We start from the raw sequence: 13,595 nt of genomic DNA on the forward strand, positions 1-13,595 counted from the left end.
CTCACCCAACCAATTTTTCTAAATAGGGTACACGATGACCAAACCCCAACTCGTTAATAAATCCCTGGAGTACCCTTACATCTCGGAACAGAGGTGCGCCATTTTGTTTTTCCTCACTAAAACGGATAAGCTCTTCTGCAAAAGGCACGCCGATAAATTCGAGAATAATCTTCCATGGAAGAAACTCGGCCTTCACAAAAGCAATGAGCGCCTCATTAATAAACCCAGAAAAAAGCGTTTTCTCTTCTTCGCTCATATTAATATAGATATCCTTTGCTACTTGCTTAACAATAAAGGAGTGACGCGCCTCGTCTTTTTGGTGATTATAGGTAATTTCCTTATTTAGAGGCTGTATATCCTCATTTTTTGAAAGTAAGTTCAAATAGCCATTAATAGATAATTCCGCAACAACCATAAAGGCAAGCAGCAAGATATTTTTCGTACCTTCATCATTGTGAGTATTGTCAATATCACGGTATCTTTTTATCACATGAGGATATTCAAAATATAATCCTTCAAGATCCCGCTTTTCCCGGGTAAAAATGGAAGGATAGATACTCATATAGGCATGATACTGTTCATCAACCATAATTTGTGATATTAAGCGCCTCACTTCGTTAGAACAGGCACCGAAAAAGCGTTTGGTTACAATCAGTTGGCAGGCAGGGTTGACTATTAATTCTTCCAGGAACTCCGTTTTTTCGTTATACCATATCCATGCCGCAGAAAGAATACGCGTCTTGGTTTCATGATCAAGTTTCTGATACAGCGGATGCTGGTGAAATGGCACCAGAGATTCGGGATAATCCGCTTTTTCCGCTTCAAAGCAGGTAAAGCTTACCGACGGTTTTTTTACCGAGGACGTTTTATCCCAGCTTTCAGAAAAACCATCCAGCTTATGGCAACGAATAATCACTTTTTTAATAGTCATGTTCATTCTCGATTAACGAAATGGCCCAGTTTTGACTGATTGCAACAGCATCAAGCAGAGCGCTGGCTTTGAGCATAACCTCTTCGACCTCTGCTTCAGGCGTAGATAGCTCTATCACTGCACCTCCGGCCCCTATCACGGAATGAGAAGCGTTACTGACCAGCGTTCTGATAACGATATTCATATCGGCAGAACCGTCAGAACTGAAGTAGCCAATACTTCCGGAATAGACGCCACGCGCCCGGTTTTCCAGCCTGTCGATAATTTCCATGGTTCTTTTTTTGGGCGCACCGGTCATAGAACCACCAGGGAATGCGGCTTTAAAACATGAAATTGCCGAAGTGTGCTGAAGTTTACCTGTCACTGAACTGACCAGTTGATGTACAGCGGGATAGGTTTCCACCACCATCAGCTCAGGCACCTGTACGGAGCCAACTTGGCAGACCCTGCCCAGATCGTTACGAAGTAAATCCGTAATCATCAGGTTCTCAGCGCGATCTTTTTCATCCGTCAGTAAAGAAAGACGCAGCTTATTATCTTCATCAGCATCTCTTCCGCGACGACGCGTTCCTTTTATCGGCTTGGAAATAACATGGCCTTCTTTATCGATTTTTAGGAAACACTCTGGTGATGAACATATGATATTGAGGTCATCGAAGCGTAAAAAAGCAGCGTACGGTGATGGATTACTTTTTCTCAGTTGTTGCCAGGCGGAAAATGGCGCACTAAGAGGAGGAAGATATAGCCGGTTGGTCAGGCATACTTCATAACTTTCGCCGCTTCTGATTTCAGAAAAACATGACTCAATTAACTGCAAATACTTCTTTTTACTGTGTAGCCAGTATGCCTGGGCCTGTTTTTTCTCTTTGGCCAATGGCTGGGTTAATGCATTATCTGGAGCCGCAATACGCCTTTTGACGTCTTCAATCCAGGCACTATCTCTATCCTGATGAAGAGGCGTCAGGGTCACGAGATAAATGCAACTCTTCTGATGATCAATACAAATAAAACGGTCAGGGAAAATCATTTTCGCATCATCATCCGCCGCAGGCTGACAGCAGCGTTCGCCGGAAACATCGACTTCGTAACCGATATAGCCAACAAATCCGCCACGAAAACCAAAGGGCGTCTCGCTTCCTGATACGTTGATATTTGCTAAATGCGCATCCATATAACTAAGGATATCCGACGAGCTAACCTTGCTCTCGTGCGCAGAATCAATGGTCAGTTGCCGTCTGACCTGACACCAAGATAGCATAAAGGCATTCTCGCCTTTGGCATCACCCATGTATGAAAACGGCGAAGCTGATGAAGCTTCACGATTTAACCAAAAAGCATTTTTAGAATCGCCATAAATACGCTTAAATATATCACCGGGGTCCCTGTCAAAAGCGATAACTTCACACTCTAAATGAAAATAAATCTCCGCAGCTGGTTTTTTTAATTTAACCATTTTAGGTTGAGCATAAGATCCATTCGCGGATTTTATTTTATTTTCCTTGAGATAACTAACAGTGAGTTCGTTAAAATTCCTGATAATCTCACTTCCACATTCGGTCAGGATTGATTCAGGATGAAATTGTACTCCCCACAAAGGTTTTTCTTTATGCGCCACTGCCATAATCAAATTTTCTTCGGTACGGGCCGTGACTTCAAAACAATCAGGAATAGGATCGTTAACGATCAAAGAATGATATCGAACCACATTAAAAGGCGACGGGATATTCGATAAAATAGAATGCCCTGCATGATAAATTTTACTCTGCCGGCCATGTACGGGAACAGGGGCTTGAGTTACTTTCCCACCCCAATAATGGCAGAGCCCCTGGTGACCAAGACAGATACCCAGCACAGGTTTAGTTGAATATAAAATTATATCACGACAAAGGCCGAAGTCTTTGTCATTTTCAGCCGAACCTGGTCCCGGCGAAAGAATGATGTTATCAAAATCCAGTTTCTGTATCTGCTGCCAACTTATTTCATCATTACGAAAAATAAGCGGACTACATTGATTGATTGCAGCAACCATTTGGAAGATGTTATAGGTAAATGAATCGTAATTATCAATTATTATTGTTCTCATTCGTCATTTTCTCAAGTGATTGTTCACTGGCCAGTAATTAAGAAAATAGTCAAACCATGCTTCAATAGAAGCGGCATGTTTTTTTGCATCTTCTGATTGTTTTTTTTCATCATCCGCGCCTTTAAACATGAGCGCATCGCGTTCTACGGTAAGCGAATAGCGACGAATAATTTCATGAGTCCACTCAGGATGAAACTGAATGGCGTAACTGTTCCCGTTGTAACAATACGCCTGATTAAAAAGCGTCGATTTTGCCAACAGCACCGCGTCTTTCGGCAGCGAAAATCCGTCTTGATGCCAGAAATAAGCATTAAAATCATCAGGGAAAAAATGTCTGCCTTCAGCCGTAGGGATAATTTTACGATAGCCGCGTTCACCAGTCCCCGAGGCATGGCGACTAACCTTTCCACCCAAAACGCGCGTAAGTAAGCCTGCCGACATACAGATAGCCAGTACAGGCACTCCTTTATCCACACACTGTTTCATAAAATTTTCCTGGTCTCTCATCCAGGCGTGTTTATCAGTATCATTAGCGCTTATAGCAGCGCCATCAAAATATACTCCACAATATTGCGTGATATTATCAAAAATAAAGCGTTCTTCTGTTACCTTCAGCCATTCGACAGCATAACCATGTTGGCGAAGCAAGCGTGGAACCCGGCCTAAAGTTTCATGATAATTTTGTGACAAAGAAGTTTGAGTGACGATCAGTACTTTTTTATCTGATAGCATATTTAACCTGCATCCACATCAAATTCTCTCGATCCATGTTTTTTATCTATCAATATATAAGCTAAAGATAGTGCGGCTATCATAACAAATGACATTATCAGAACGGCATGCCAGCCATAATTCTGCTGTAAATAACCTGAGGAAATCGCAGCGATGGCACTGGTGACAGACATGGTGGTGCCATAAAAACCTTCAGCCTTTCCCTTTTCTTCCGGACTGTAACGCGTAATAGCCAGGGTGACACTGCCTGTATTCATAAAATTCCAGCCTACGCCGACTAAAAACAGCGCCACGAGAAAATTACCGTATTGCGCGCCAAAAGCGCTAGCGACAGAAATGAAACAAAGTACGCCGCCTGTGGCAATAATTTTACGACTACCGTATTTTCTAATAAGATCGCCAGTGAAAAATGCCGGTAAGAACATAGCCATATAGTGCCACTGCAAAACCGTTGCCGCGCTATCAAAATGAAGCCCACTATGCGTCATCGCCATTGGGGTACTTATCATCATGGCTCCCATGATTAAACTCGCCACAACACCAGCAATAAGTGCCATGAAAAAACCCCAATCGGTAATTATCAGACGCATTGGGCGCGCGCTATTATTTTTTTCATCCTGCTTTTTGACGGGGAGATTTTTGAATGAACATATTGCCATCAACTGGATTAACCATAACCCGGCTAGCGCCAAATAAGGCGAAGCAAACCCAAGCTCCGGAAAGTACTTTAGTGCTATTTTACCCGTTTCAGGCCCGGCGAAACTGGCAATAAGCCCGGAGGCCAGCACCCAGGATATTACCCGGCTTCGTGATGCCTGCGGCGTTATTTCCGCGATTAAAAATCGGTTAAAAGCGCTGCTCGCCATCGCTATTCCCACACCAAAGAGCGCAAAACAGAGAAGTAAAAAGCTACCTGCGTGAAAAGCCTGTGCAGCAAGCAGGCCTGAAATCACGCCTGTCAGCGAACCGAAAAGCATAACCGGACGCCGTCCATATTTTTGCATCGCCTGCGCTACCGGCATCATTGCCAGCGCAGTTCCGATGGCATTGACAGCAAGCGGCAGCGTGACAAAGCCAGCCTGGCCTACCATCATGTTGCCCGCAACACCCGTAACGGTGGTTGCCAGCGTCATTGATGTTAAAGCCAAAGACTGACAAAAAATAACCAAAAAAACATTTCTTATGGGGAAGTTCATCGTGTTATCCATTACATGCTTTGAGTATGGCCGGCTGATCCAAACGCGGTTTAAAGCTGCGAGTTACCGGTTCCGCCATAGTGACAAGAATTCTTCTTGAACCGGTGAAGGCATCTCTTCCGTGAGCATAAATTATGTTATCCATGATTAACATATCCTGTGCCTTCCAGCTAAACCGGCTGGCTGCCTGATGATAAGCGTTTTTAATTTCTTCAATTATTTCAGGTGGGATAGTCTCCCCGTTACCGAAACTGACATACGTTGGCATTTCATTCTCTTTCATTATCATCCGCAACGTACGATATTGCCGTGATTCAAGTGATAGTGGATGGTAAAACGCCACATTATTGCACCATATCGAACGATTGTTTTCCGGATGAACAACATAAGCAGGGCGATCATAAGTGACCGTTAAATCGTTATTGCTTTGCCATTCAGCCTGGATGTCATTCACCTGACAATAATCATCCACGACTTTTTTATCATCTGTTTCAAATACAGTTTGCCAGGGAACGCCAAATTGATTGCGGAAATTACGCCGATAACGAACACCCAGGCGCATAAAACGTTCTTTAGTTTCCTCTGATAGAAAACCCTCAACCAAATAATTATTTACGATGGGCGTGTCACCGCCTGAATCCGACGGGTATTCGCAGTAAAATGAAATAAGCTTTGGCCATATCATCCTGTGAGAGTTCTCATTGTGATAGAAAATATTTTGGCTACTCGGATGCTCCGTAGATGTATAAACATTTTCCCCCACATGCAACCTCAATGATTGCGTTTCACCATAACTAGCACGTCGGCCGTTAGCGAGTGTGTCGAGCACATACTGAAAATCTTCTGCTTTTATTTCCCAGCCTCTCACTAAAAGCGCGCCAGTGTATTTAATGACAGCCTGTAAAAATTGAGTAAGTTTACCCTGTTTAAACGCCGCCAGCGCCTCTGGATAAAAAGTAATATGAAACAACTTTTCATTAGCGATCGTCGAATCAGCATACTTTATAAAAGAGCTGGCTTCAGCATAACCGGCAAGATTGCAGACAGGCTGAGCAATTTTCCATACGGCAAGCCGATCGTTTTTCATTAATAGACCTCCCTCGCCATAGCAACCCACGTGGTTCTGGCACCTTTATAAGGATCGCGGGCATGAGCGCATATCATATTATCAATCAGCAAAACATCATCAGCCTGCCACGCAAATCTGGTGGTATAACTGTCATATGCCGCGCGGAGTTGTTGAATAACCGTATCAGCAATCGGCTCACCGTCGCCGTAATAGCTGGCGAAAGCCAGCTCTTCCGGAGGAACATGCGCAAGCAGCCTGGCGAACCGAGGCTCGATACTAGTGCGATGATAAAAAGTGATATTGTTGAACCACAATGCTTCATGCGTTTGCGGATGCGTTCGATAAGCTGGAAATTCAGCCAGGGTTCTTAACTGGCCTTTACCCAACCATTGCCAGCTTAATCCAGCAGCTTCACAGTAAGATTCAATCGTTTCAGGATCTTCCGTACCAAAACTATAACTTAGATTAGCGCCATACTGGCCGCCATAGTTTCGTAAATAACGTGCGCCACGCTGGCGGAAAAGTTCACCGAACTGTTGCTCGATCGCTCTGGTCACGGCACGGACGGAAGCGACGGGCGTTGCGCCGCCTTCCTTTGCAGGTTGATGACAGCAAAAATAGAGATGCTGCGGCCAGCTTTTACGATGACAGCACTCATTATGTAAATATATTGACCCCTGCGCGTGATACTCAGTTGAAGTCATAACTTTATTTTTTACCGCGCTGCGAGGCGTTGCCTTCTCGTCAGGATACTCCATCCAGTTTTCGCTACCGCTGGTACCAGAAACAAAGTTCTCAAAAGCATCAACGCCAGAGACAGGGAAACCCCGAAACAATATTGCACCGTGCTTCAGAAGCAGATCGTTTATGCCATTTATCCAAGCAGACGGCTGATCATTATAAAACTGAAATATCTTTTTATTATAATGAATAACCAAAGGGAAACTTTCTTCATTATAGTAATGCAACAAAGAATGAAGTGAAGTCATACTATGACCTCATTCGAACTTTCCGCTGACACATCTCGTTCACAGATCGTATCCATAAAGCGAACTATGCAGCTCTCAAATACCGAGTTTGATTCTATATAGGGGTTATGCCCCGTAGCTTCAATTAATTCAACAACGCAATCAGGGATCATCTTTTCGAGAAGTCTCAATCCTCTACGACTGGTAAAAGGGTCCTCTTCCCCGGAAATTAATATAGTCGGTACGACGAGATTAGCTAATCCATCCGGATTATCCACCACGTCAACGGTAGAGCTAAGATGCTTCAGTAGTTGTTCGTCCGAATTATTCTCTAAAAATCTTGCTTTAAGGGCCAGATAGCCTACTTTTTGGTTTGACTGTTGAGTTTTTGGCGTATAAAGCAGAGGATAGTAATGATCAAACAGCGCCTCACCGCCGCCAGACTTCAAACTATTAATCAACGACCTGTGCATCAACTTTCTCGGTAGGTCCCCATAAGGGCTGAATATAGGCCCAACCATTACGACACCTTTAACCCTTTCAGGGTGTCTCATGGCATAATCGCGGGCAATTAATGTAGAAACGCAAGTCCCCATTAAATAGAATTTATCTAACCCCAATTTTTCAATCAACACCGTCAGATCATCCAGATGATCTTCAAGCGTTATCGCATCTTCGGTTCGGGAAGAACGCCCCTGATGACGAAGATCATAGTTAATAACTTTGAATTTTGACGCAATGTGTTTTGTTAATGGTCGCCATTGCTCTGATGTCATAAAGAAATTATTCAAAATAAGTAATGGAAATCCTTCCCCACGAGTTTCATAGTAAATATCTATACCGTGACTAACGGGAACCGTTCCGCTAACGTTATTATTAGACATCGTTCATCCTGTATGCAGAGGCGAATCAGGCTCAATCCCCTCCGCCTTAGATTAATAATTAAAGATTGATACCCGGAACCGGGAAACGTGTGGCGAGTGCTACCACTTCTTTTTTCAAATAATCAAGATGTGATTGCGAACTATTAGTGACGGCCTTAATAATAATTTCCCCCAGCTGCTTCATCTCTTCTTCTTTCATTCCACGAGTGGTTAACGCTGGTGTGCCGATCCGAATCCCGCTTGGATCGAGTGCTTTACGGGGGTCATCAGGGATCATATTTTTGTTTAGGGTAATACCGATGTTATCGAGAATAACCTGTGCTTCGCCACCGGTCAGATTCCAGCTTTTAACACAGTCAATAAGCATTAAATGATTGTCGGTGCCGTTGGTGATTAAGCGCGCTTCGCGCTCCATCAGAGTTTCAGCAAGCATTCGCGCATTTTTAATCACCTGAGCTGCATAAATTTTGAATTCAGGCTGAGCGGCCTCTTTGAAGGCCACGGCTTTGGCCGCCACCATCTGCATAATTGGCCCGCCCTGCATACCAGGGAAAATGGCTTTATCGATTTTTTTGCCAATCTCTTCGGTTCGCGACAGGATCAGCCCACCTCTTGGTCCGCGTAACGTTTTATGCGTCGTGGTTAACACGGTGTCGAACCCTGAATCAAATGGGTTTGCAAGCTGCCCGCCGACAATCAGCCCGGCAATATGTGCGACGTCGGCAATAGCCCATGCACCCACTTCATCAGCAATTTCCCTGATTTTTTGATAGTCCAGCTCTCGCGGATAGGCAGAAAAACCAGCGATGATAATACGCGGTTTTTCACGGCGCGCAGTTTCCCTCATTTCATCGTAATCTATTTCGCCCGTTTCAATATTTTTCATTTTGTAGCGGACAAAACGGAATACATTAGCTATTTCTGTTACCGGAGCGCCATGAGTCAGATGTCCGCCATGTCCTAAATCCATACCCATAATCGTATCGCCTGGCTTTGCCAAGGCGAAATAGGTGGCGATGTTAGCCGGTGCGCCTGCATGTGGCTGTACGTTGGCATGCTGTGCACCGAACAAAGCCTTAGCCCTGTCAATAGCTAACTGTTCAATGATATCTGTAACTTCCTGCCCGCCATAATAGCGTCGGCCCGGATATCCTTCGCTATATTTGTTATTCAGTACGCTACTCATGGTTTCTAAAACGGCGGCGCTTGCGTAGTTTTCACTCGCGATAAGCTCCAATCCTGAATGCTGACGATGCTCTTCATCTTTCAATAATTTATAAATTTCGTTATCAACCGTTGGGATCTGATGATATTCCATTTTAACCTCTAGTCATTAATTTGTTTTTTCTGGCTCAATCAAAATCTTTCTGACGTCAATAATACTCGCGAGTCCTCTTTTATATCTCGTTCTGATGTTTTTCCATATATTTGAGCAATGAGAGGATAGAAGTTATCTAACCCCAGCTTGCCGACGAACTGAGCGTCAGAGAATCCACCTATTGTGGTTGTTCCAATATCCGCGCTGTCTGCCAACCTGTAGAGATCGGCAATCAACATACCGGCTTTAAGACTCATCCTGGAAAAATATCCATAATCGAAGCAATCGGTAAGACATGTAGACATCCCGACCATAACAATCACGCTTGAGCGCTTAACTATTTCTTGCTGCTGGAATACATTATCGGTAAAAGATGATATATCAACACTCCGATACGGCAATGAAATTTCTTTCACCCCTTCGTTGCGTACCCATAACATCACTGGATTAATGAACTTATCTTCATCAACCGAAAGAATGACTATATCTAAGTGTTCATGCCGTTCATTTTCATGATTTCTGCACTGCTCGACAAGATGGCGTTTTATTAAAGAAATATCATCATTACTCAGTAATCTTTCACTAAAATGATTCGCTGATTCTCTTTTTTCATATTCAGAGAACGACATCGATGCTGGCACCGCTATCCTTGTGACTTTCTTCATGGCTTTACGGTGGAATTTTTCCACTCGTTTAAGCAATGGGTTCATCGTGGGCGTTTGCTCATCAATATATTGAACGCCTTTTTTTTCCGCTATCTTGAATTTTTTCACACCTTTCAGAGAGTTAAGTTCTAATTTGCAGGTCGCCATTGCAGGCGTTGAACAGCTCAACCCAAGATGCTTATCCAGGTTTTCTGTCGGTGTTTTAAGTGCAATATGACCATTAACCGCACCCGTTGTTTTATTCAACTGCGATGCCATACAACCTGTTTCAATAAGACAGTAACGGTATCCGCGCAGCCCATACCTCTCCAGGGTGCGCCATAACACGGAAGCAAAAATAATAACGACTTCTTTTTCATTAGCCTTATGATCGGCAAATATTTCACCTAACCCAGCCTGACCGCTGTTAAAGGTGCTATACATTTTGTGCTCGTCAACATCATAATAATAAAGTTGATAAACACCGTCTGCCAGATAAAGTGCCAGAACCTCCGTTGGATAGCGAGCACCGGCAGAAGGTATATATCTTTTCTGGATACCATTGTGGCTACTATTTTTCTTGCCACATGTCCATCCCAGCGCTTCTTTCAATGGAATTAACTCTTCTGGCAAAACGGAATGACGATTAATCAAAATTGCTGGGGAAAAAATCGTATGAGAACACATTTTAGACGTCCTTGAAAGGGACGAAGAAATGTCCTGTCGCTTTAAATCACTAAGGAAATTGTTCATCATTAATTCCACTCTTTTATCTCGGGAAACTGGTGATATAAATTCGCCACGCTGGTATCCCAATATGACTTCATTGCCACATCCGAGTAGATATATGCTTTCTTATCCGACAGTTCATAATGCCAGGACGTGCGATAATGATCCGTAGAGCATTTTGCAAGCAATTGAATTCTGCATGCCCTCTCCAGCATGACAGCCAGCACGGTAGCCTGCCTGATGGTTTTCGCAGCAAGCACGATACCGTGGTTACATAAAAACAGAGCTGAACTTTTCCCCAGACATTTTGCTACCTGTATACCCATTTCATAATTCAGTATGGTCTGACTGCTCTCGGTAAACCGAGGTATGGTGCTGGAAAAAAAGCTTCCTTCGTGAGAAATGGCTTCTATCTCATACTCTGTAGCACCAAAAACCAGCGCGTGTTCCGGGTGAGTATGCACGATTGCACCAACATCAGGCCTGGCAAGATATATAGCCTGATGAAGGGGCAATTCTGGCGGGGCCTCCGCAGGTGCCCGGCAGTCTGGGTCCACAGCACAGGCAATCATATCCGTCGGCTCTGCGCACATAAAACCCGACATTGCCCTTTTAATTATCAGGCTATCGCTTCCCTTCAGCCGAGATGAGACCTGTCCCTGATTGAAATCATCATGCCCGTTTAATGAAAGGATCCTGCTTGCAAGCGCTAATTGTTTTCGCTGCAATGCCTGCCCGGATAAAGAAGCCGACGCTCCGGTTATATGACTCATAATCCTGTTCCGCTCAGCCGTGGGTGAGAGCAAGGTGATTGGTCAAACTGTCGATAGTTGTAAATACTTTTTTATCCACATCAAGCGACCATTCAATGCCAAGTTCGTCTTCTATCGCCACCAAAAAGCTTAACAACCCTACCGAATCCAAACCTAAATCTTTAAGCGGGATAGCTGATTGCTCAGCCTTGATATTAATATTCCCATCATTTATTTCATTAACTAAGGCGATTAATGTTGTTTTTAGTTCTTCGATTTTTGCTGATGCGTCATCACTCATCTTGCGTTCCTTTTATTAGCTCTGAAAATTGAACCTTTCCTGCTGCTGATCTTGGCATTTTTTCATAGATACGAATAACGGTGGGTATCCTTGATGGCAAAAGCTGACTCCCACAGTAAATACGAATATCTTCTTCGGTCACTGATTGGGTTTCTACATGAGCACACAGATAAATACGGTTAGTGCCTTTTTCCGCAGTGACGACAGATTTCGATATACCCTTAAGGTTTTCCAGGCAGTCTTCTATCTCTTTCGGATCTATTTTTTGCCCTGAAATATTAATAACAGCTCCGCTTCGCCCTTTTATAAATAAATAACCCTGCTTATCTATAATCCCTAAATCTTTTGTCACGTAATAGCCTGCTGCATTCAGGCTGCTCAGATAGTCTGCGCCCCTTTCGTCGAGGTAACTCAAGGCGGCAGATTTGGTTTTGACCGCTACTTTCCCCTGTTCACCACGAGGTAAATGCTGGCCATTGTCATCGACAATGATCATGTCAACACCACGTATCGCTTGACCAACACTCCCTTTCACCATTTTACTGCTGAAAGTCACCGGGCCCAGTTCCGCCACGCCATAGTAGTTTTTAATCGGTATATTTGTGGCTTCTGTCCATGAGTCGATAACTTCCTGTGGAAGCAATGCCGAAGAGCTGACGGCGAATTTTACTTTCTCTTTCAGGAGCAACAGGCGCTCTTTTTTAGAGCAGAGCATTTCATAGATAAAGGGAAACGCTACCATTATATGCGGATTGAAGTTCAATAATGTTTTAGTTAACACGCCAGGCAGCAGCGGGCCAGCATGATAAATAAGCATCGCACCTTTCATAAAAACAGAAAGAAGCGAAGTATTAAAAGATAAACCATTATTTAGCGAAGCCAGGCAAAGCACGCGCGTGCCCGCTTCAATACCGGCTGCTTCAGACCAATTTTCGGCGGCGGTAATAGCCGCATCTTCACCAAAAGCTAAAGCTCTTGGTCTGCCTGTTGAACCGGATGTAAAACGTGCAAAAAAAGGTTCTTTTACGGTTATTAATTTGCTGGTTACTTCAGTACTGTCATCAAAAGACGCGATGGAAAGCATGCCATCATCCGTCAAAAAAGAGGCATTATCTAACCTCCATGCATCACTACTATTGTCGACTATAATATGAGTGATACCGTAACCTGATGCATATATTTTGCAGTGTTCGTACGACCAGGCAGGGTCTGCTAGAAATGGTGCGATACCACACTTCACTAATGCATAGAAAGCCGTGACGGAATAGTGTGAGTTCCTGCTTATTAGCAGACAACGCTGACCAGCTTGGTTTTTTTTTATTCTTTTCGACAACGCTTCAATATTTTCCCACAGCACGCAATAGCTTATCTGAGAAAACGCATCTTTGATGGCTATATTTCCCGGATAACTCTCGACCGCTTGCGTCAGAGTTCCTAACATTTTTTTCACGGTTTAATTCTCGTTATTACATTGCTTGTCATCAATTAATTTTTATATCTGGCAACGTACATTTCCAGAAAGTTAAATCATTAGAAAATCTAATTTTTATGATGCTAGCACACATGAAAATTAATACCAATAGCTTGTGTTATTAGGAAATTAAAGAATCAACATTGCCGTTACATTAAAAATTAAAGACCATTTATCGCATAAAAAGCAGCGCATTATCACTGTTTTATTGTAAATATCTGGTTTTTAGTATCATGAAAAATGAACAAAAAGACCTAAGTTTTTTCTTATTTAATATTTTGCATAAAGGAAGGAAACTTATTACTTCCATCTATTTATTATTCATTGCGAAATAAGTTAAGTTTTATGCTGTATATTAGTTTTTTTCACACGCGAATTTGTTGTGGTCGGTGTCGGGCTGAATCTGCGCTCAACCTAAGTTGCAGAGATGCTGCGCAGCATAGCGGCCAGTCATTATCTGTGGCAGTGATTGATAACCGTTTATAATTTGCAGGAAAAAAGATCGTATGGCCGGGAT

12 protein-coding genes are annotated in these 13,595 nt (G+C 43.3%); all 12 read right to left on the bottom strand.

The genetic code is table 11. The features are described from left to right. Position 1 precedes the first annotated feature (1 nt). The gene (locus EPIR_RS10580; protein WP_048697343.1) at positions 2-931 is read right to left on the bottom strand and encodes a diiron oxygenase; all 930 of its coding nucleotides are present in this window, start codon (positions 929-931) and stop codon (positions 2-4) included. After that, positions 921-3,014, bottom strand: a complete 2,094-nt coding sequence (gene pabB, locus EPIR_RS10585; protein WP_023655391.1) for an aminodeoxychorismate synthase component I — start codon at positions 3,012-3,014, stop codon at positions 921-923. Before pabB ends, EPIR_RS10580 begins: the two co-directional genes overlap by 11 nt. A gap of 3 nt (positions 3,015-3,017) precedes the next feature. Next, entirely contained in the window at positions 3,018-3,746 is a 729-nt protein-coding gene (locus tag EPIR_RS10590; protein WP_023655392.1) for a glutamine amidotransferase-related protein, read from the bottom strand. A gap of 2 nt (positions 3,747-3,748) precedes the next feature. After that, positions 3,749-4,942, bottom strand: a complete 1,194-nt coding sequence (locus EPIR_RS10595; RefSeq protein ID WP_048697345.1) for an MFS transporter — start codon at positions 4,940-4,942, stop codon at positions 3,749-3,751. Between the two features lie 4 nt (positions 4,943-4,946). Continuing rightward, entirely contained in the window at positions 4,947-6,029 is a 1,083-nt protein-coding gene (locus EPIR_RS10600; RefSeq protein ID WP_048697347.1) for a TauD/TfdA family dioxygenase, read from the bottom strand. After that, a complete protein-coding gene (locus EPIR_RS10605; RefSeq protein ID WP_023655395.1) occupies positions 6,029-7,000 on the bottom strand; it encodes a TauD/TfdA family dioxygenase in 972 nt (323 codons plus the stop codon). Before EPIR_RS10605 ends, EPIR_RS10600 begins: the two co-directional genes overlap by 1 nt. Next, positions 6,997-7,863, bottom strand: coding sequence for an alpha/beta fold hydrolase (locus EPIR_RS10610; RefSeq protein ID WP_023655396.1), 867 nt, complete (start codon positions 7,861-7,863; stop codon positions 6,997-6,999). The genes EPIR_RS10605 and EPIR_RS10610 overlap by 4 nt, the downstream gene beginning before the upstream one ends. A gap of 58 nt (positions 7,864-7,921) precedes the next feature. Further along, positions 7,922-9,181: a serine hydroxymethyltransferase gene (locus tag EPIR_RS10615; protein ID WP_023655397.1), complete on the bottom strand. Its 1,260-nt coding sequence runs from the start codon at positions 9,179-9,181 to the stop codon at positions 7,922-7,924. Between the two features lie 38 nt (positions 9,182-9,219). After that, a complete protein-coding gene (locus tag EPIR_RS10620; protein ID WP_023655398.1) occupies positions 9,220-10,512 on the bottom strand; it encodes a nitroreductase family protein in 1,293 nt (430 codons plus the stop codon). A gap of 68 nt (positions 10,513-10,580) precedes the next feature. Next, entirely contained in the window at positions 10,581-11,327 is a 747-nt protein-coding gene (locus EPIR_RS10625; RefSeq protein WP_048697352.1) for a class II aldolase/adducin family protein, read from the bottom strand. A gap of 13 nt (positions 11,328-11,340) precedes the next feature. Then, positions 11,341-11,607, bottom strand: coding sequence for an acyl carrier protein (locus EPIR_RS10630; protein ID WP_023655399.1), 267 nt, complete (start codon positions 11,605-11,607; stop codon positions 11,341-11,343). Beyond that, complete coding sequence (locus tag EPIR_RS10635) at positions 11,600-13,048, bottom strand: class I adenylate-forming enzyme family protein (RefSeq protein ID WP_023655400.1); 1,449 nt, start codon at positions 13,046-13,048, stop codon at positions 11,600-11,602. The genes EPIR_RS10630 and EPIR_RS10635 overlap by 8 nt, the downstream gene beginning before the upstream one ends. Between the last annotated feature and the right edge of the window lie 547 nt (positions 13,049-13,595).

This window comes from Erwinia piriflorinigrans CFBP 5888 (assembly GCF_001050515.1).
Classification (GTDB): domain Bacteria; phylum Pseudomonadota; class Gammaproteobacteria; order Enterobacterales; family Enterobacteriaceae; genus Erwinia; species Erwinia piriflorinigrans.

What these genes read in the sequence shown, in the direction of transcription:
- pabB (WP_023655391.1), bottom strand. Translation starts at nt 3,014, where the DNA reads ATGAGAACAATAATAATTGATAATTACGATTCATTTACCTATAACATC.
- EPIR_RS10605 (WP_023655395.1), bottom strand. Translation starts at nt 7,000, where the DNA reads ATGACTTCACTTCATTCTTTGTTGCATTACTATAATGAAGAAAGTTTC.
- EPIR_RS10590 (WP_023655392.1), bottom strand. Translation starts at nt 3,746, where the DNA reads ATGCTATCAGATAAAAAAGTACTGATCGTCACTCAAACTTCTTTGTCA.
- EPIR_RS10600 (WP_048697347.1), bottom strand. Translation starts at nt 6,029, where the DNA reads ATGAAAAACGATCGGCTTGCCGTATGGAAAATTGCTCAGCCTGTCTGC.
- EPIR_RS10630 (WP_023655399.1), bottom strand. Translation starts at nt 11,607, where the DNA reads ATGAGTGATGACGCATCAGCAAAAATCGAAGAACTAAAAACAACATTA.
- EPIR_RS10620 (WP_023655398.1), bottom strand. Translation starts at nt 10,512, where the DNA reads ATGTGTTCTCATACGATTTTTTCCCCAGCAATTTTGATTAATCGTCAT.
- EPIR_RS10595 (WP_048697345.1), bottom strand. Translation starts at nt 4,942, where the DNA reads ATGAACTTCCCCATAAGAAATGTTTTTTTGGTTATTTTTTGTCAGTCT.
- EPIR_RS10610 (WP_023655396.1), bottom strand. Translation starts at nt 7,863, where the DNA reads ATGTCTAATAATAACGTTAGCGGAACGGTTCCCGTTAGTCACGGTATA.
- EPIR_RS10615 (WP_023655397.1), bottom strand. Translation starts at nt 9,181, where the DNA reads ATGGAATATCATCAGATCCCAACGGTTGATAACGAAATTTATAAATTA.
- EPIR_RS10625 (WP_048697352.1), bottom strand. Translation starts at nt 11,327, where the DNA reads ATGAGTCATATAACCGGAGCGTCGGCTTCTTTATCCGGGCAGGCATTG.
- EPIR_RS10580 (WP_048697343.1), bottom strand. Translation starts at nt 931, where the DNA reads ATGACTATTAAAAAAGTGATTATTCGTTGCCATAAGCTGGATGGTTTT.
- EPIR_RS10635 (WP_023655400.1), bottom strand. Translation starts at nt 13,048, where the DNA reads ATGTTAGGAACTCTGACGCAAGCGGTCGAGAGTTATCCGGGAAATATA.